The following is a 15,429-nucleotide window of genomic DNA, read 5'->3' on the forward strand; positions in this document are numbered from 1 at the left end:
GGCGAGTACCTCGACCGCGGCGGCTACACCGACGCCTTCAGGTACGGCTATGTCGTGCTGCTCGCCACCGCCGTCTGGTCGGTCCCCGCGGAACTCATCTGGGAGATGCCCGCCACCACCGTCATCGCCTTCTTCATGTCCCACGACCCCGGCGGCCTCGGTGGCCGCTCGGTGGCCTGGAAGACGGTCTCGGGAGGCAGCATCGAGTACGTCCGCAGGGTCCGCCGTCAACGGCCGGGTCCGCACCGGCACGCCCGTCACCCGCGTCCGCGAGGAGCCCGACGGCACGGTCGTCGTCGCCACCGCGGCCGGCGAGGAACGCCACGACTACGCCGTGCTCGCCGCGCACGCCGACGAGACCCTCGCCCTGCTGGAGCGCCCGACCCCCCGCCAGACGGAGATCCTCGGCAAGGTCCGCTACAGCTCCACCCGGGCGGTCCTGCACACCGACCCCTCCAGCATGCCGCCCCGCCGCGAGCGCTGGCAGAGCTGGAACTACGGCGTGAAGACGGTCGACGGCAGCCCCCGCACCTGGGTCGCCTACTACATGAACGCCCTCCAGGGCTTCACCGCCCGCCGCGACTACTTCGTCACGCTCGACTCACCCATCGCCCCACGGGACGAACTCGTCGTGCGCGAACTGCCGTTCGCAGGAGGCGCGAGGGTTGAGCGGTGGGCGGGACCTGGCACTTCTCCGGGCGATCCGGGCGATCCGGGCGGGCAGGAATCTTGCGGAATCAGACCGCCCCCTCGACGGGGCCCATGACACCCGACGGACTCGGCCGTCCGCGAGCGTCGCGGGCGGAAACGACGAATCCCCCCCGGCCGCTGAGCGGCCGGGGGGGATTCGGCTGGTGTCCGAGGGGGGACTTGAACCCCCACGCCCGATAAAGGGCACTAGCACCTCAAGCTAGCGCGTCTGCCATTCCGCCACCCGGACAAGGTGTCTGTCGCGCGGGGCTTCCCTCGCGGCGACGACGTAAACATTACCAGGCTTTCGGGGGTGGCCGATCACAGGTCGCCGGGGCGGCCGCCCGCCCCGCGTGAACGGGGTGTGACGGACCGGGAGCGGTCTTGGGCGGCGGGCTGGGGAGAGAGAGGATGAAGGGAACCACCAGCAGTGACAGCGGGAGGAACCAGCGTGAGCCAGACGGACACGGCCAAGGGCGTCACCGGCGAGGACGAGGTCGTCGACCTCTGCCGCGAGCTGATCCGGATCGACACCAGCAACTACGGCGACCACTCGGGTCCGGGTGAGCGCAAGGCGGCCGAGTACGTCGCCGAGAAGCTCGCCGAGGTCGGCCTCGAACCGCGGATCTTCGAGTCGCACCCGGGGCGCGCCTCCACCGTGGCCCGGATCGAGGGTGAGGACCCGTCCCGGCCCGCCCTGCTGATCCACGGCCACACCGACGTCGTACCGGCCAACGCGGCCGACTGGACCCACGACCCGTTCTCGGGCGAGGTCGCGGACGGCTGCGTGTGGGGCCGCGGCGCGGTCGACATGAAGGACATGGACGCGATGACGCTCGCGGTCGTGCGCGACCGGCTGCGCAGCGGGCGCCGGCCGCCCCGCGACATCGTGCTGGCGTTCCTCGCCGACGAGGAGGCGGGCGGTACCTACGGCGCCCGCTACCTGGTCGACCACCACCGTGACCTCTTCGACGGCGTCACCGAGGCGATCAGCGAGGTGGGCGGGTTCTCGTTCACCGTCAGCGAGCAGCGCCGGCTCTACCTCATCCAGACGGCCGAGAAGGGCATGCACTGGATGAAGCTGACCGTGGCCGGCACGGCCGGGCACGGCTCGATGATCCACCGGGACAACGCGATCACCGAGCTCTCCGAGGCCGTCGCCCGGCTCGGCCGGCACCGCTTCCCGGTGCGGGTCACCAAGACGACCCGGGCCTTCCTCGACGAACTCGGCGACGCGCTCGGCACCGAGCTCGACCCGGAGGACATGGAGGGCACCCTCGCCCGGCTCGGCGGCATCGCCAAGCTCATCGGCGCGACCCTGAGCAACACCGCCAACCCCACCCAGCTGAACGCCGGTTACAAGGTCAACGTGATCCCGGGCGAGGCGACCGCGCACGTCGACGGCCGTTTCCTGCCCGGCTTCGAGGAGGAGTTCCTGACCGACCTCGACCGGATCCTGGGGCCGCACGTACGACGTGAGGACGTGCACACGGACAAGGCCGTCGAGACCACCTTCGACGGGGCGCTCGTGGACGCCATGCAGTCCGCGCTGCTCGCCGAGGACCCGGCCGCGAAGGCGATCCCCTACATGCTCTCCGGCGGCACGGACGCGAAGTCCTTCGACGACCTGGGCATCCGGGGCTTCGGCTTCGCTCCGCTGAAGCTGCCGCCTGAGCTGGACTTCGCCGGCATGTTCCACGGCGTCGACGAGCGCGTGCCCGTGGACGGCCTCCAGTTCGGCGTGCGCGTGCTCGACCGGTTCATCGACGCGTCCTGAATGCGCCCGGGGAAACGACACTTCGGAATCGGCAGCGCGTGCGGTCGTTGCTGAGAAGAGTGAATGGTCTCATTAGCTCGTAGCCTCGGCTGGACCTCCTCGTTACTGGTGATGCGATCCGCGGCTTTGGATCGCTTTGCCAACAAGGAGGAATAATGATCAAGAAGGTCGTCGCTGCTGCGGCTGCCACCGGTGGTCTGGTTCTCGCGGGCGCGGGCCTGGCTGTCGCCGACTCCGGTGCCCAGGGTGCCGCCGTGCACTCCCCGGGCGTCGCGTCCGGCAACGTCATTCAGGTGCCCGTTCACGTGCCGGTGAACGTCTGCGGCAACACGATCTCGGTGATCGGGCTGCTGAACCCCGCCTTCGGCAACACCTGCGTCAACGACTGACGTCGCCCTTCTGAGGGTCGTCCATGCCGTCGGCCCCGGAGCGCGCGCCATGCGCTCCGGGGCCGACCGGTCTTTCCAGGCAAAGGTCAAAGACAGGAATTCAGCATGCGAGAGGTCACCCGTAAAGGCCTCATGACCATGATGGCGGCGACCGGTGCGATGGCCGCCGCCGGTGGTTATGCCCACGCCGACTCCGGGGCGAGCGGCTCCAGTTCGAATTCTCCGGGCGTACTGTCCGGCAATACCGTGCAGGCACCGGTGAACGCGCCGGTGAACGTGTGCGGAAACACGGTCGACGTGGTCGGCGTCCTCAACCCGGCCATGGGCAACAAATGCGCCAACCGCGGCGGGGGCGGTTCCCCGTCCGGCGGTTACGGCCATGACGATCACGATGGCTACGGCGACCGTGGCGGCCATGGAGGTCACGGCGGCTTCGGCCGTCGTGGCGGCCACACGGGCCACGGCGGTCACGGTGGCTCCGGTCACGGCGGTCACGGTGGCCATGCCGGTCACGGCGGCTCCGGCGGTCACGGTGGGTCCGGTGGCGCGCACGCCGGTGGGCACACCGGCGGTTCGCCCGGGGTGGGCTCCGGGAACCACGTCGAGGTACCGGTGGACGTGCCGGTGGAGGTCTGCGGCAACAGCGTGGACGTCATCGGCATCGCCAACCCCGCCTTCGGCAACGACTGCGGCAACGGTCACCACACCCCGCCCTCCGGTGTCGGTGCGACGCCGCCGGAAGAGCCCGGCACTCCCGGGCACCCCGAAACGCGGAACATTCCGCCCGTGGCGCACCACGAGACGCCGGGCACCGCTCCGCACGTCAACCGGCCGGCCCCGCGGTCGGTGAGCAGCCAGTCCCACGGCACCGCGCAGCTGGCGCAGACCGGCAGCGAGCTGCCGATGGGACTCGTCCTCCCGGTCGGCGCGGGCGCGCTGCTGGCGGGAGCCGTCCTCTACCGCAAGGCACGCGCCTCGGTGTGACGGTCGGCACGGCCTTCACGTGAGGGTCGACACGGTCTCGACGTGACGGTCGACACAACGGAGCGGGCCCCGCCTCGGCGGGGCCCGCTCCGTTGTCGCGCCGCCTCAGCTCACCACGTGGCTCTTACCTGGCGGATGATCCGCCGGCGCAGCCGCACCCTGCGGCTGCCGTCCCGCATCAGGCTGAGACGGTCCAACTCCCAGTGTCCGTACTCGGCATGGTCCGTCAGCAGACGTGTGGCGTCCTTGCGGGTAACCCCGCGCGGTACGTACACGTCGACAAATTCGTATTCCGGCATCGCATCTATTGTGCGGGCTGGGGCTCGGTACGGATAGCGTCTGCACTATGTCTGATGCTGCGCAGCCCACCGCTGCCGAGGTACGAGCCGCCGCCGAGGCGGTCAAGACCGCGCTCGACCGCCACCTGGCCGCGGTCGAACGCAGGTCGGGTGAGGACGATCCGGCCGTCTACGAAGCGTTCAACCAGCTGGCCGCGGCCGCCGAGGTCTACGACGAGCTGCTCTACGACCGCTACGACGAGGTCACGCCCTTCGAGATCCCCGGTGCGGACGACTCGCTGCCGCCGTACGCGGGCCCCGAGGAACCGAGCGCGATCAGTGTGCTGATCCGCCGCGACTACGCCGTGGCGGAGCCCCAGCGGCTGCTGGCGCAGGCCCAGCGGGTCGAGGCGGCGGAGTACGACGAGGGCGTGGGCGAGGACGTCGCCGGTACGGTCCACGGGGCGCTCGGCATCCTGTTCGGCGAGTTCGAGCCGGACGAGATCGCCTCCCGGCACAAGGAGTTCGGACTGGAGGAGGGCGACTCCACGCTCTGGGTGACGGCCGCGGACGAACAGGCCGACCCCGGAGAGTGGCTGGAGGCCCCGTTCGAGCAGGTCGACCCGCAGCGGGTGGTCTGCCGTTTCGACGTCAGCGCGGTGTTCGACGACGACACCGATGATGTTCATGACGCCGATGACCCGGACGATGCCGACGACCCGGACGAGGTCGAGGCCGATGACGAGGGCGACGATCTGGAGGACGACCTCCAGGAGGACGCCGTCGACGACGACCTCGACGCGGATCTCGAAGCCGACCTCGACGCCGATCCGGACGACGCCGAGGACCCGGACCTGGAGCGGCTGGACGCCGACCGCCGCTAGCGGGCTCCGGCCGGGCCGGACGGTCCCGGCCGGGCGACGCCGGTTCGGCCGATGTGGCGCTGATGACGGCGGCGCCGGGAGACACCTCTCCCGGCGCCGCCGTCATCGTTGTTCCGCCGCTGCTCGGCCACTCCCCGCGCTCCGCGCGCTCCTGGCCGGACCCGGTCAGCCCGCCGTCGGCACCTGGCTGCGCAGCAGGGCGGGCAGCCGGGTCGTGCGGGGCTTCGCCGGCGCCTCGGCGACGGCCTTCGGCAGCGCCTGCTCCACGCCGTGCACCACCGACAGATGCCGCTCCGCGCGGCCGAACGCCGTGTAGATCCAGGGCCGGCTGAGCGCCTGCGCGGCGTCGCCCGGCAGCACCACGACCGCCGCGGGCCATCTGCCGCCCACCGCCTGGTGCGCGGTCAGCGCCCATCCGTGCCGCACGGACTGCTCCACCCGCTCCCTCGGTACGACGACGGGCTCGCCCGCGCACGACAGGTGCAGCCCCTCGGCGTCGGCCTTGACCACCTGGCCCGGCAGCGCGCGCCCGGGACCGGGGGAGTGGACGACCCGGTCACCGGGGTCGAAGCCGCCGAACCGTCCGGGGCCGGGGTTGAGCCGCTCCTTGAGCGCCGCGTTGAGCGCACGGGTGCCGGCCGCGCCGCCATGACCGGGGGTGATCACCACCGTCTGCTCGGCGGGCACACCGAAGGCCCGCGGCACCGAGTCGGCGACGAGCTGCACGGTCCGGTGCACGGCCTCGCCCGCGTCCCGCACCGGCACGATCACGATCTCCTTGCCGGGCGCGTCGACCTGGTTCAGCTCGCCGGCGCCGACACCGGAGACCAGCTCACCGAGCGGACCGGGGTCCGGGGTGCGCGAGGCGACCTGCGGACAGACCCGCGCGGCGAGCAGATCGGCGAAGACCCGGCCGGGTCCGGCCGACCACAGCACCGCCGGATCACCGCTCAGCACCAGCCGGGCGCCGTCGGGCAGCGACTCCGCCACCATCGCGGCGCTCTCCACGTCGAGCTGCGGCGCGTCCAGCAGGACCAGCAGGTCCAGGTCCAGCGCGCCTTCCGGGTCCCGCCCGGGGCCCTCGGCGCCGGACAGCAGCCCGGCGACGGTGACGACACCGGCGCCCCCCGCGCCGCCGAGCGCGATGTCGAGCGTGGCACCGAGCCGATCGCGGCCGTCGGCCGTGTGGCAGGCCGCGACGGCGCGCAGGCCCAGCGCGCGGGCCGCGCCGAGCAGGGCCGCCGGTTCGGCGCGGGCCGCCTCGCCGCCCGTGTGCAGCACCAGGCCGTGTCCGGCGACCGCGCGGATCAGCTCCGCCGCGCTGCCGGTGGCCGAGGCCGCCGCCGGCTCCCAGTCCGCCGCGGCGTCCTTGGCCGCGGAGTTGACCACGCGCGCGAGAGCGTCGGCGAGGCTCTCCTCGGCGAGCGCGTACCGCTCCAGGCCGACCAGGATCCGGACCGGGCGGGGCTCCTCCTCCTCCTCGGGGTCCTCCGTGTCGGCCCGCCGCCCGGCCGCGGCCCCCGGTTCGTCCAGGGCGTCCTGGAAGACGAGGGCCTCGCCCTCCGCGAGCGCGCTCTGGACGGCCGCGTCCGGCTCCGGCACGCCCCGCTGGGCCAGCGCGGTCGTGAGCGCAGGCATCTCCAGGGCGGTGTGCCCGGCCAGGGCCGCCTGCTCCAGGAGCCAGGCGGTGACCGCGCGGCCCCGCCGCTCGTCGTCCGGCGCGCAGTCCGCGCCGAGCAGCGCCCGCGCGAACCCGTCGGCCTGCTCGGGCCGCACTCCGGCGATCCGCAACAGCTGCCAGGGATCGGCGCGCAGGATGTCGTCCGCGCCCTCGCCGAGGGCCGTGGCGACCTGGACCGCCAGTGCCTCGGGCGCGCCGCCCTCGGCCAGTGCCTGCCGTACCGCTTCCACCGAGTCCGGCGCGGGCCCCGACGCGAGGCCCCCGGTCGCCGCGGCCACCGGCTGCGGGCGCCGGACCGGCTCGGGGGCGGCGCGGCGCGGCGTGGGTTCCGGTCCGCCGAACGCGGTGGTGACGGGCTTCTCGCCGCTCTCCACCGCCCGCACGGCCGCGAGCAGGTCGGCGGCCGTCCCGCTGAGTTTGGCCCCACTGTCGATGGGCCCCGACTTCTCGGCCTTGCGCCGCTCGATCCGCTCCCGCTCCAGTTGCTGCGCCGCGATCTCGGCCTGGGCCTCCGACAACTGGACGCCGGCCTCCCCGCCCGCTTCCCCGCCGGCCGCGGCCGTGGCGGCCGTATCGTCGCCGTCGCCGTCGTCTTCGCGTGCCGTGCCGTCACGGTCGTCGGCTCCGGCGGACGCCGAGGTACCGTCCCCGGCCTCCGATCCGCCCCCGCTCGCAGCGTCGATGCCGTCCCCCGGGTCCTCCGCGGGGACCGCCGACGCCGCGGCGGCGCCCTGGGCCTCCGGGTCTGCGGTGGTCGGTGCCCCGGCGTCCTCCGTGGTCTCCGGCTCCGTGCTCACAGCGTGCTCCAGTCGTGATCGGGATAGCGGTGCACGGGCGCCGACACGTCGTCGAGCGCCCGGCAGATCTCGTCAGGAAGACTAAGGGCCTCCACTGACAACGCGGCCGTGAGCTGCTGCGCGTTGCGCGCGCCGACGATGGGCGCGGCCACGCCGGGCCGGTCGCGGATCCAGGCGAGGGCGACCTGGAGCGGGGTCACCGCGAGCCCGTCCGCCGCGGTCGTCACGGCGTCCACGATGCGGCTCGCGGTGTCGTCGAGATAGGGCGCGACGAACGGCGCCAGGTGTTCGGAGGCGCCCCGGGAGTCCGCGGGAGTGGAGTGACGGTACTTGCCGGTGAGGACCCCGCGCCCGAGCGGCGAGGAGGGCAGCAGTCCTATCCCGAGGTCCAGCGCGGCCGGCAGCACCTCACGCTCCACGCCCCGCTGGAGCAGCGAGTACTCCAGCTGCGTGCTCGCCAGTCGGGTGCGGATCCCCGGCGCCGCCAGCTGCCAGGTCCCCGCCTTGGCGAGCTGCCAGCCGCAGAAGTTGGAGACACCGGCGTAGCGCGCCCGGCCGCTGCCCACCGCCAGGTCGAGAGCCTGGAGCGTCTCCTCCAGCGGGGTGTCCGGGTCGAAGGCGTGGATGTGCCACAGGTCGACGTAGTCCGTGCCGAGGCGGGCCAGCGAGGCGTCCAGCGCGGAGAGCAGGTGGCCGCGCGAGCCGTCGAAGCGCCGGTCGGGGTCCGGCACGCTGCCGGCCTTGGTCGAGATGACCAGGTCACGGCGTGGCACGAGGCCCTCCATGAGCCGTCCGAGCAGATACTCGGCCTCGCCGTCGCCGTAGACGTCCGCCGTGTCGACGAGGCTGCCGCCCGCCTCCCAGAACGTCTTCAAGAGGTCCGCGGCGTCGTGCTCGTCGGTGTCCCTGCCCCAGGTGAGGGTGCCCAGGCCGATGCGGGACACGCGCAGGCCGGTGCGGCCGAGATGCCTCTGCTCCATGGTCGCCGAGATTACTGGCCAGGGGTAGTGCGTGGGTTGCCTGTGGACAACCGATTTCGCGGGGACGGACCGCACTCGCCGCGCTTCGCGCTCCGCCGGTTCGGCCACCCGCCCGCGTGCCGCGCCCCACCCGGCTCCCCGGCCGGAGGCCCCCGCGCTAAGGTCTCCGCACAAAGGGACGTTACTGAGCGGTAAGGGGATCGGGCATGCAGCTCGGGATCAACCTCGGTTACTGGGGCGCCGGGATGGACGCGGACAATCTCGCGGTGGCGAAGGAGGCGGACCGGCTCGGCTACGCCGTGTGCTGGGCCGCCGAGGCCTACGGCTCCGACGCGGCCACCGTGCTCAGCTGGGTCGCCGCCCAGACCGAGCGCATCGACGTGGGTTCGGCCATCTTCCAGATCCCGGCGCGTCAGCCCGCGATGACCGCGATGACGGCGGCGACGCTGGACTCGCTGTCCGGCGGCCGCTTCCGCCTCGGCCTCGGCGTGTCCGGGCCGCAGGTCTCGGAGGGCTGGTACGGCGTCAAGTTCGACAAGCCGCTGGCACGCACGCGTGAGTACGTCGAGATCGTGCGCAAGGCGATGACCCGCGAGCGTCTGTCGTACGAAGGCGAGCACTGGACGCTGCCGCTGCCCGGCGGCCCGGGCAAGCCCATCAAGCTCACCGTGCACCCGCAGCGCGAGCACATCCCGCTGTACATCGCCGCCATCGGGCCGAAGAACCTCGAACAGACCGGTGAGATCGCCGACGGCGCCCTGCTGATCTTCCCCTCGGCCGACCACCTCGAGGACACCGCCGTCTCGTACCTGCGCGCCGGGCGGGAGAAGGCGGGCAAGACCCTCGACGGGTTCGACATCTGCCCGACCCTCCCGCTCGCCGTCGGCGACGACAAGGACGTGGCGCGGCTCGCCGACACCTTCCGCCCGTACACCGCGCTCTACGTCGGCGGCATGGGCAGCCGCAAGCAGAACTTCTACAACCAGCTCGCCCAGCGCATGGGATACGAGAAGGCCGCCGCCGAGATCCAGGACAAGTACCTGGCCGGCGACAAGGAGGGCGCCGCGGCCGCCGTGCCGCAGGACCTGATCGACCGGACCACGCTGCTCGGTTCCGTGGAGCGGATCGCGGACCGGATGAAGGCCTACGCGGCGGCCGGCGTCACCACCCTGACCCTCGCGCCGGCCGGATTCACGCTCGACGAGCGGCTCGCCTCGCTCCGCGCGGGCACCGAGGCCATGGAGCTCGCCGGTCTCGCGTGACCCACGGCGTGACGAGGACGTTTCCGCGGCCGTGGTGGGGGCTCGGGGGTCTTCCCCGCCACGGCCGTCACGCGGAACAACGCGCCCGGGCCCGCGCGGTTACGCCTTCGTGGTGACCCGGCGGGTCATTCTTTCGGCGCAGTCGTCGGACACACCTGTTGCACCACCTCTCGCGCCGCACTTGACTCGGTCTTTGCGGAGTGCTGCGGATCCTGCGGAGTCCGGAGTCCGGCAGAGAGGGTGCCCACGATGCTTTCGGCCAAGAGTCTGTTCCAGGAGATCCTCGACGACGACCGGGCCTTCCGGCTCTTCTGCTCCATCGCGGCCAGCGGGGAGGCGCAGGGCGGCTGGGAGAACGGCCGGATCGCCGCGCTCGTCCCGGCGGCCGCACGCGGGCTGGCTCCCAAGATCGCCCGCCACGGCGCCGACGAGGACAAGCACGGGCGGATCTTCAACGCCCTGATCAGGAAGCGGGGCCTGGCCCCCGTCCCCGTCCCGCCCGACACCGACTACACGATGCTCCTGGAGCAGCACGGCATCGGCCTCGCCCATGACAAGCTCCGCGGCGAACAGCGCCTGACCGTCTCCGACATCGTCACCTACCTCGCGCACAGCCGGGTCACCGAACAGCGGGCCTCCGAACAGATGCGGCTGCTGCGCAGGTACTTCGCCGACCACCCCGACATCGGCCACGCCGTGAAGATGATCTCCGACGACGAGGACAACCACCTCGCCTACTGCCACGAGGAACTCCTGCGCCTCGCCCGTGCCGGACACGGCCGCGCGATCCAGCGGACCCTGCGCGAGTGCGCGCTGACCGAGATCCTCGTCTACCGGGACGTCAGCCTCGCCGTCATGGCCCACATGGGACGCCTCCTCGGCTGGTCGAGGGCCAGGTCGGCGCTGCTGGCGGCCGGCATCCACGCCGTCTACGCCTGGGAGCGGTTCGCCGGCTGGCGGCGGATGGTGTCCCTGGAGATGCCCCGGCGGCGCGACGCGCTCGGCGGCTCCCCCAGCCCCGCACCCGAGTACGCCTGAGGTCCGCGGCCGGCACCGCGCGGCTACAGCCAGCCCCGCCGCTTGAACTGCCGGTACAGCAGCACCTCGAAGACCGCCATCAGCCCGATCAGCGCCGGGTACGACCACACCCAGTGCAGCTCCGGCATGTGCTCGAAGTTCATGCCGTAGATGCCCGCGATCATCGTGGGGACCGCCGCCATGGCCGCCCACGCGGAGATCTTCCGCATGTCGTCGTTCTGCCGCACGCCCGTCTGCGCCAGATGCGCCGAGAGGATGTCCGAGACCAGCCGGTCCAGGGACTCGACCGACTCGTTCACGCGCGTGAGGTGGTCGCTGACGTCGCGGAAGAAGGGCCGGGCCCGGTCGTTCACGAACGGCACCGACGCACCGTACTGCCCGGTGCCCGCGAGCCGGGCCAGCGGCAGCGCCAGCGGTCCGCTCGCCCGCCGGAACTCCTGGATCTGCCGCTTGAAGGTGTAGATGCGGGACGCGGTGTTCCGCGCGCCGCCGTCCGGCGAGAAGACCTCCGCCTCCAGCTCCTCCAGGTCGGTCTGGAGTTCGCTCGCCACGTCCAGGTAGTGGTCGACGACACCGTCGCAGATCGCGTACAGCACGGACGTGGGGCCCTTGGCCAGGATCTGCGGCTCCTGTTCCAGCCGCCGCCGTACGGCCGCCAGCGACGAGCCCTCGCCGTGCCGCACGGTCACCACGAACCCGTCGCCGAGGAAGACCATGACCTCGTCGGTGGACACGGCGTCGCTCTGCGGCTCGTACACGACCGGTTTCAGCACCAGGAACAGCGAGTCGTCGTACACCTCCAGCTTGGGCCGCTGGTGGGCCTTCAGGGCGTCCTCGACCGCCAGCGGGTGCAGCCCGAACTCCTGGGTGACCAGGCCGAACTCCTTCTCCGAGGGTTCGTGCAGCCCGATCCAGACGAACCCGCCGGCCGCCCGTGCCTCGGCCAGGGCGTCCGACAGATCCTCGGGGCCCTCGATACGGTGTCCGCCGCGGTAGACGGCGCAGTCGACGATCACGGAGCGCATTCTCCTTCCTGTGAAACCGGTGCGCACCCCTCGGTGCGCCTACGCTGGTTCGCATGCCCACGTTGATCCTCGTCCGGCACGGACGTTCCACCGCCAACACCGAGGGACTGCTCGCCGGCTGGACGCCCGGCGTCGCTCTCGACGAGCGCGGGAGCGCGCAGGCCGCCGCACTGCCCGGGCGGCTGGCCGACCTCCCGGTCACCGAGGTCGTCACCAGCCCGTTGCAGCGCTGCCAGGAGACCCTCCAGCCGCTGCTCGACGCCCGCCCGGGACTGCGCGCGCACACCGACGACCGGATCGGGGAGTGCCACTACGGCGACTGGTCCGGACGCAAGCTCGCCGAACTGATGGACGAACCCCTGATGCAGGTCGTCCAGGCGCACCCGTCGGCCGCCGCCTTCCCCGGCGGCGAGTCCATGCGCGCCATGCAGAGCCGCGCCGCCGAGGCGGTGCGCGAGTGGAACGCGCGCGTGGAGCGCGATCACGGAGCCGACGCCGTGTACCTCATGTGCTCGCACGGTGACATCATCAAGTCGCTCGTGGCGGACGCGCTCGGACTTCATCTCGACCTCTTCCAGCGGATCTCCGTGGAACCGTGTTCCATCACCGTCATCCGCTACACCAGGCTGCGGCCCTTCCTCGTGCGTCTCGGGGACACCGGTGACTTCGCCTCCCTGGCGCCGCGCGAGGAACCGCCGGGCGACGAGGCCACGGTCGGGGGCGGCGCGGGCGCACCGTGATCGTCGGCCGCAGTAGGGTGAAGCGGTTCGCGCGGTCACGCTCCCGCACGGACGTTCACGCACTCACGATTCCCATGGAGACAGGACGTGTCCCGTCAGGTGTACCTCTACGACCCGCCGGAGCGCTTCGTGGCCGGCACGGTCGGTCTGCCCGGGCGCCGTACGTTCTTCCTCCAGGCCACCGCCGGATCCCGGGTGACCAGCGTGGCCCTGGAGAAGACCCAGGTCGCCGCACTCGCCGAGCGGATGGAAGAACTGCTCGACGAGGTCGTACGCCGTAGCGGCGGCAACGCCGCCGTGCCCGCCATAACGCCCACCGAGATCTCCGACACCGCCCCGCTCGACACACCGGTCGAGGAGGAGTTCCGGGTCGGCACGATGGCGCTGGCCTGGGACGGTGAGGAACAGCGCATGATCGTCGAGGCGCAGGCCCTCGTGGAGCTCGAAGCCGAGTCCGACGAGGACCTCGCCGAGGCGGAGGAGCGACTGCTCCAGGACGAGGAGAACGGACCCCCGATGCTGCGGGTCCGCCTGACCGGCGCCCAGGCCCGGGCCTTCGCCAAGCGCGCCCTCGACGTCGTCAACGCCGGCCGGCCGCCCTGCCCCCTGTGCAGCCTGCCGCTCGACCCGGAAGGACACGTATGTCCGCGCCAGAACGGATACCGCCGCGGAGCGTGACGACCGACGGGACACCCGCCGAGCTGCTCGCGCGAGGTGAGCTGACCGTGCGCGGACGCATCCGCGACGCCTCCAACGCGGCGCTGTACTGCACGGTGACCTACGAAGGTCACGAGGCGGCCTGCATCTACAAACCGATCGCCGGGGAGCGGCCCCTGTGGGACTTCCCCGACGGCACGCTCGCCGAGCGCGAGGTGGCGGCCTACGAGGTCTCCGAGGCGACCGGCTGGGGACTCGTACCGCCCACCGTGCTGCGCGACGGGCCGTACGGCGAGGGAATGGTCCAGCTGTGGATCGAGGCGCTCCCGGACGCCGAACTCCTCGCCTTGGTCGACGGCGAGGAGCCCGAGCCCGGCTGGAAGGCGATCGGCTTCGCCGAGGTCGGTGAGGGCAGGACCGCGCTGCTGGTGCACGCCGACGACGTGCGGCTGCGCCGGCTCGCCGTCCTGGACGCGGTGATCAACAACGCCGACCGCAAGGGCGGTCATCTGCTGCCCGCCGCCGAGAACCGCCTGTACGGCATCGACCACGGGGTCACCTTCAACGTCGAGAACAAGCTGCGGACGCTGCTGTGGGGCTGGGCGGGGGAGCCCCTGGCCGAGGAGGCCGTGACGGCGCTCAAGGGGCTCAGCGGCGCCCTGGAGCAGGACGGGGCGCTGGCGGTGCGGCTCGGTGGGCTGATCACCGCCGCCGAGCTCGACGCCACCCGCGCGCGGATCGACGCGCTGCTGGAGTCCGGAACCCACCCCGAGCCGAGCGGCGAATGGCCGGCGATTCCCTGGCCGCCGGTCTGACCGTGCCCCCACGCACAGCGGGCCGGTGACGCGCAAGAACGCCTTCCCGGCCATCCGGCCCGCTCCGGTTCGTATCCGGAACTTCAGTCCGGTTACGCTCATGACATGCATGCCTGGCCCGCTTCCGAGGTCCCCGCCCTGCCTGGTCAGGGCCGCGACCTGAGGATCCACGACACCGCGACCGGTGGACTGGTCACCCTCGACCCCGGTCCCGTCGCCCGTATCTACGTCTGCGGGATCACCCCGTACGACGCGACCCACATGGGTCACGCGGCGACCTACAACGCGTTCGACCTGGTGCAGCGCGTGTGGCTCGACACCAAGCGGCAGGTTCACTACGTCCAGAACGTGACCGACGTCGACGATCCGCTGCTGGAGCGCGCACAGCGCGACGGCGTCGACTGGGTCGCCCTCGCCGAGCAGGAGACGGCCCTCTTCCGTGAGGACATGACCGCGCTGCGCATGCTGCCGCCTCGGCAGTACATCGGCGCGGTCGAGGCGATACCGGGCATCGTGCCGCTCGTCGAGCGCCTGCGTGACCTGGGCGCCGCCTACGAACTCGACGGCGACGTCTACTTCTCCGTCGAGTCCGACACCCACTTCGGCAAGGTCTCCGGCCTCGACGCCGCGGCCATGCGGCTGCTGTCCGCCGAGCGCGGCGGCGACCCCGACCGGGTCGGCAAGAAGAACCCGCTCGACCCCATGCTCTGGATGGCCGCCCGCGACGGCGAGCCCAGCTGGGACGGCGGTTCGCTCGGACGCGGACGGCCCGGCTGGCACATCGAGTGCGTGGCCATCGCCCTCGACCACCTCGGCATGGGCTTCGACGTCCAGGGCGGCGGCTCCGACCTGGCCTTCCCGCACCACGAGATGGGTGCCTCGCACGCCCAGGTGCTGACCGGCGAGTTCCCCATGGCCAAGGCGTACGTCCACGCCGGCATGGTCGGTCTGGACGGCGAGAAGATGTCCAAGTCGCGGGGCAACCTCGTCTTCGTGTCGCGGCTGCGGCGCGACGGGGTCGACCCGGCCGCCGTCCGCCTCGCGCTCCTCGCCCACCACTACCGCTCCGACTGGGAGTGGAACGACCAGGTACTGCGGGACGCCGAGGCACGGCTCGGGCGCTGGCGCGCGGCCGTGTCCCGCCCCGACGGGCCGCCCGCCGAGGCACTCGTCGAGGAGCTCCGCGAGGCGCTCGCGAACGACCTGGACGCCCCGGCCGCGCTCGCGGCGGTGGACCGCTGGGCCGCCGCGCAGCAGGAGTGGGGCGGTACGGACATCGGCGCCCCGGGTGTGGTGTCGCGAGCCGTGGACGCGCTGCTGGGCGTGGCCCTGTAGGCGACGCGGCGACGGCCGAGGTACGAGCCGACACAGGAAGAGGGCGCCTCCCGTGCACGGGGGGCGCCCGCGTGCTGGGGGGGTGATCGGAAGTGCA

At 72.4% G+C, this 15,429-nt stretch carries 15 protein-coding genes and 1 tRNA gene; 11 read left to right on the forward strand and 5 right to left on the reverse strand.

Annotated features, from left to right (window positions below; all coding sequences use genetic code 11):
* The first annotated feature begins 160 nt into the window (after positions 1–160).
* Positions 161–766 carry an FAD-dependent oxidoreductase gene (locus ACWCQK_RS30810; RefSeq protein WP_451160542.1) on the forward strand — a complete coding sequence of 202 codons (606 nt, stop codon included), beginning with the start codon at positions 161–163 and terminating at the stop codon, positions 764–766.
* Between the two features lie 86 nt (positions 767–852).
* On the opposite strand, the gene ACWCQK_RS30815 is transcribed toward ACWCQK_RS30810, so the two are convergent.
* A tRNA-Leu gene (locus ACWCQK_RS30815) sits at positions 853–940 on the reverse strand.
* A gap of 201 nt (positions 941–1,141) precedes the next feature.
* On the opposite strand from ACWCQK_RS30815, the gene ACWCQK_RS30820 reads away from it, so the two are divergent.
* The 3 genes from ACWCQK_RS30820 (at position 1,142) to ACWCQK_RS30830 (ending at position 3,840) form a co-directional block, all read left to right on the forward strand.
* Complete coding sequence (locus ACWCQK_RS30820) at positions 1,142–2,467, forward strand: M20/M25/M40 family metallo-hydrolase (protein ID WP_385784726.1); 1,326 nt, start codon at positions 1,142–1,144, stop codon at positions 2,465–2,467.
* Positions 2,468–2,622: 155 nt separating this feature from the next.
* Complete coding sequence (gene chpH / locus ACWCQK_RS30825; RefSeq protein ID WP_385784729.1) at positions 2,623–2,856, forward strand: chaplin ChpH; 234 nt, start codon at positions 2,623–2,625, stop codon at positions 2,854–2,856.
* A gap of 105 nt (positions 2,857–2,961) precedes the next feature.
* A complete protein-coding gene (locus tag ACWCQK_RS30830; RefSeq protein ID WP_451160512.1) occupies positions 2,962–3,840 on the forward strand; it encodes a chaplin in 879 nt (292 codons plus the stop codon).
* 110 nt (positions 3,841–3,950) lie between these two features.
* On the opposite strand, the gene ACWCQK_RS30835 is transcribed toward ACWCQK_RS30830, so the two are convergent.
* Positions 3,951–4,139 (reverse strand): DUF5703 family protein, encoded by a 189-nt coding sequence (locus ACWCQK_RS30835; protein ID WP_451160514.1) that lies wholly within the window; start codon positions 4,137–4,139, stop codon positions 3,951–3,953.
* 47 nt (positions 4,140–4,186) lie between these two features.
* On the opposite strand from ACWCQK_RS30835, the gene ACWCQK_RS30840 reads away from it, so the two are divergent.
* Complete coding sequence (locus tag ACWCQK_RS30840) at positions 4,187–5,002, forward strand: hypothetical protein (RefSeq protein ID WP_451160516.1); 816 nt, start codon at positions 4,187–4,189, stop codon at positions 5,000–5,002.
* A 165-nt stretch (positions 5,003–5,167) separates the two neighbouring features.
* On the opposite strand, the gene ACWCQK_RS30845 is transcribed toward ACWCQK_RS30840, so the two are convergent.
* Together ACWCQK_RS30845 and ACWCQK_RS30850 are read right to left on the reverse strand one after the other, a co-directional pair.
* Positions 5,168–7,480, reverse strand: coding sequence for a helix-hairpin-helix domain-containing protein (locus ACWCQK_RS30845; RefSeq protein ID WP_451160518.1), 2,313 nt, complete (start codon positions 7,478–7,480; stop codon positions 5,168–5,170).
* Positions 7,477–8,460, reverse strand: a complete 984-nt coding sequence (locus ACWCQK_RS30850) for an aldo/keto reductase (protein ID WP_451160520.1) — start codon at positions 8,458–8,460, stop codon at positions 7,477–7,479. Before ACWCQK_RS30850 ends, ACWCQK_RS30845 begins: the two co-directional genes overlap by 4 nt.
* A gap of 206 nt (positions 8,461–8,666) precedes the next feature.
* On the opposite strand from ACWCQK_RS30850, the gene ACWCQK_RS30855 reads away from it, so the two are divergent.
* Positions 8,667–9,722 carry an LLM class F420-dependent oxidoreductase gene (locus ACWCQK_RS30855; RefSeq protein ID WP_451160522.1) on the forward strand — a complete coding sequence of 352 codons (1,056 nt, stop codon included), beginning with the start codon at positions 8,667–8,669 and terminating at the stop codon, positions 9,720–9,722.
* A 249-nt stretch (positions 9,723–9,971) separates the two neighbouring features.
* The gene (locus ACWCQK_RS30860; protein ID WP_451160524.1) at positions 9,972–10,760 is read left to right on the forward strand and encodes a ferritin-like domain-containing protein; all 789 of its coding nucleotides are present in this window, start codon (positions 9,972–9,974) and stop codon (positions 10,758–10,760) included.
* 23 nt (positions 10,761–10,783) lie between these two features.
* Here ACWCQK_RS30860 and corA read toward each other — a convergent pair whose 3' ends face one another.
* On the reverse strand, positions 10,784–11,776 hold the full coding sequence (corA, locus tag ACWCQK_RS30865; RefSeq protein WP_451160540.1) for a magnesium/cobalt transporter CorA: 993 nt from the start codon (positions 11,774–11,776) through the stop codon (positions 10,784–10,786).
* Positions 11,777–11,838: 62 nt separating this feature from the next.
* On the opposite strand from corA, the gene ACWCQK_RS30870 reads away from it, so the two are divergent.
* The 4 genes from ACWCQK_RS30870 to mshC all read left to right on the forward strand — a co-directional run bounded on the left by ACWCQK_RS30870 (position 11,839) and on the right by mshC (position 15,332).
* Positions 11,839–12,525, forward strand: a complete 687-nt coding sequence (locus tag ACWCQK_RS30870; RefSeq protein WP_451160526.1) for a histidine phosphatase family protein — start codon at positions 11,839–11,841, stop codon at positions 12,523–12,525.
* An 87-nt stretch (positions 12,526–12,612) separates the two neighbouring features.
* Positions 12,613–13,203 (forward strand): DUF3090 domain-containing protein, encoded by a 591-nt coding sequence (locus ACWCQK_RS30875; RefSeq protein WP_451160528.1) that lies wholly within the window; start codon positions 12,613–12,615, stop codon positions 13,201–13,203.
* Positions 13,167–13,997 (forward strand): SCO1664 family protein, encoded by an 831-nt coding sequence (locus ACWCQK_RS30880; RefSeq protein ID WP_451160530.1) that lies wholly within the window; start codon positions 13,167–13,169, stop codon positions 13,995–13,997. Before ACWCQK_RS30875 ends, ACWCQK_RS30880 begins: the two co-directional genes overlap by 37 nt.
* A gap of 105 nt (positions 13,998–14,102) precedes the next feature.
* The gene (gene mshC / locus ACWCQK_RS30885) at positions 14,103–15,332 is read left to right on the forward strand and encodes a cysteine--1-D-myo-inosityl 2-amino-2-deoxy-alpha-D-glucopyranoside ligase (protein WP_451160532.1); all 1,230 of its coding nucleotides are present in this window, start codon (positions 14,103–14,105) and stop codon (positions 15,330–15,332) included.
* Positions 15,333–15,429 lie beyond the last annotated feature (97 nt).

The organism is Streptomyces sp. NPDC002306, assembly GCF_053593435.1.

What these genes read in the sequence shown, in the direction of transcription:
- chpH (WP_385784729.1), top strand. Translation starts at nt 2,623, where the DNA reads ATGATCAAGAAGGTCGTCGCTGCTGCGGCTGCCACCGGTGGTCTGGTT.
- ACWCQK_RS30830 (WP_451160512.1), top strand. Translation starts at nt 2,962, where the DNA reads ATGCGAGAGGTCACCCGTAAAGGCCTCATGACCATGATGGCGGCGACC.
- ACWCQK_RS30835 (WP_451160514.1), bottom strand. Translation starts at nt 4,139, where the DNA reads ATGCCGGAATACGAATTTGTCGACGTGTACGTACCGCGCGGGGTTACC.
- ACWCQK_RS30840 (WP_451160516.1), top strand. Translation starts at nt 4,187, where the DNA reads ATGTCTGATGCTGCGCAGCCCACCGCTGCCGAGGTACGAGCCGCCGCC.
- ACWCQK_RS30850 (WP_451160520.1), bottom strand. Translation starts at nt 8,460, where the DNA reads ATGGAGCAGAGGCATCTCGGCCGCACCGGCCTGCGCGTGTCCCGCATC.
- ACWCQK_RS30855 (WP_451160522.1), top strand. Translation starts at nt 8,667, where the DNA reads ATGCAGCTCGGGATCAACCTCGGTTACTGGGGCGCCGGGATGGACGCG.
- ACWCQK_RS30860 (WP_451160524.1), top strand. Translation starts at nt 9,972, where the DNA reads ATGCTTTCGGCCAAGAGTCTGTTCCAGGAGATCCTCGACGACGACCGG.
- ACWCQK_RS30870 (WP_451160526.1), top strand. Translation starts at nt 11,839, where the DNA reads ATGCCCACGTTGATCCTCGTCCGGCACGGACGTTCCACCGCCAACACC.
- ACWCQK_RS30880 (WP_451160530.1), top strand. Translation starts at nt 13,167, where the DNA reads ATGTCCGCGCCAGAACGGATACCGCCGCGGAGCGTGACGACCGACGGG.
- mshC (WP_451160532.1), top strand. Translation starts at nt 14,103, where the DNA reads ATGCATGCCTGGCCCGCTTCCGAGGTCCCCGCCCTGCCTGGTCAGGGC.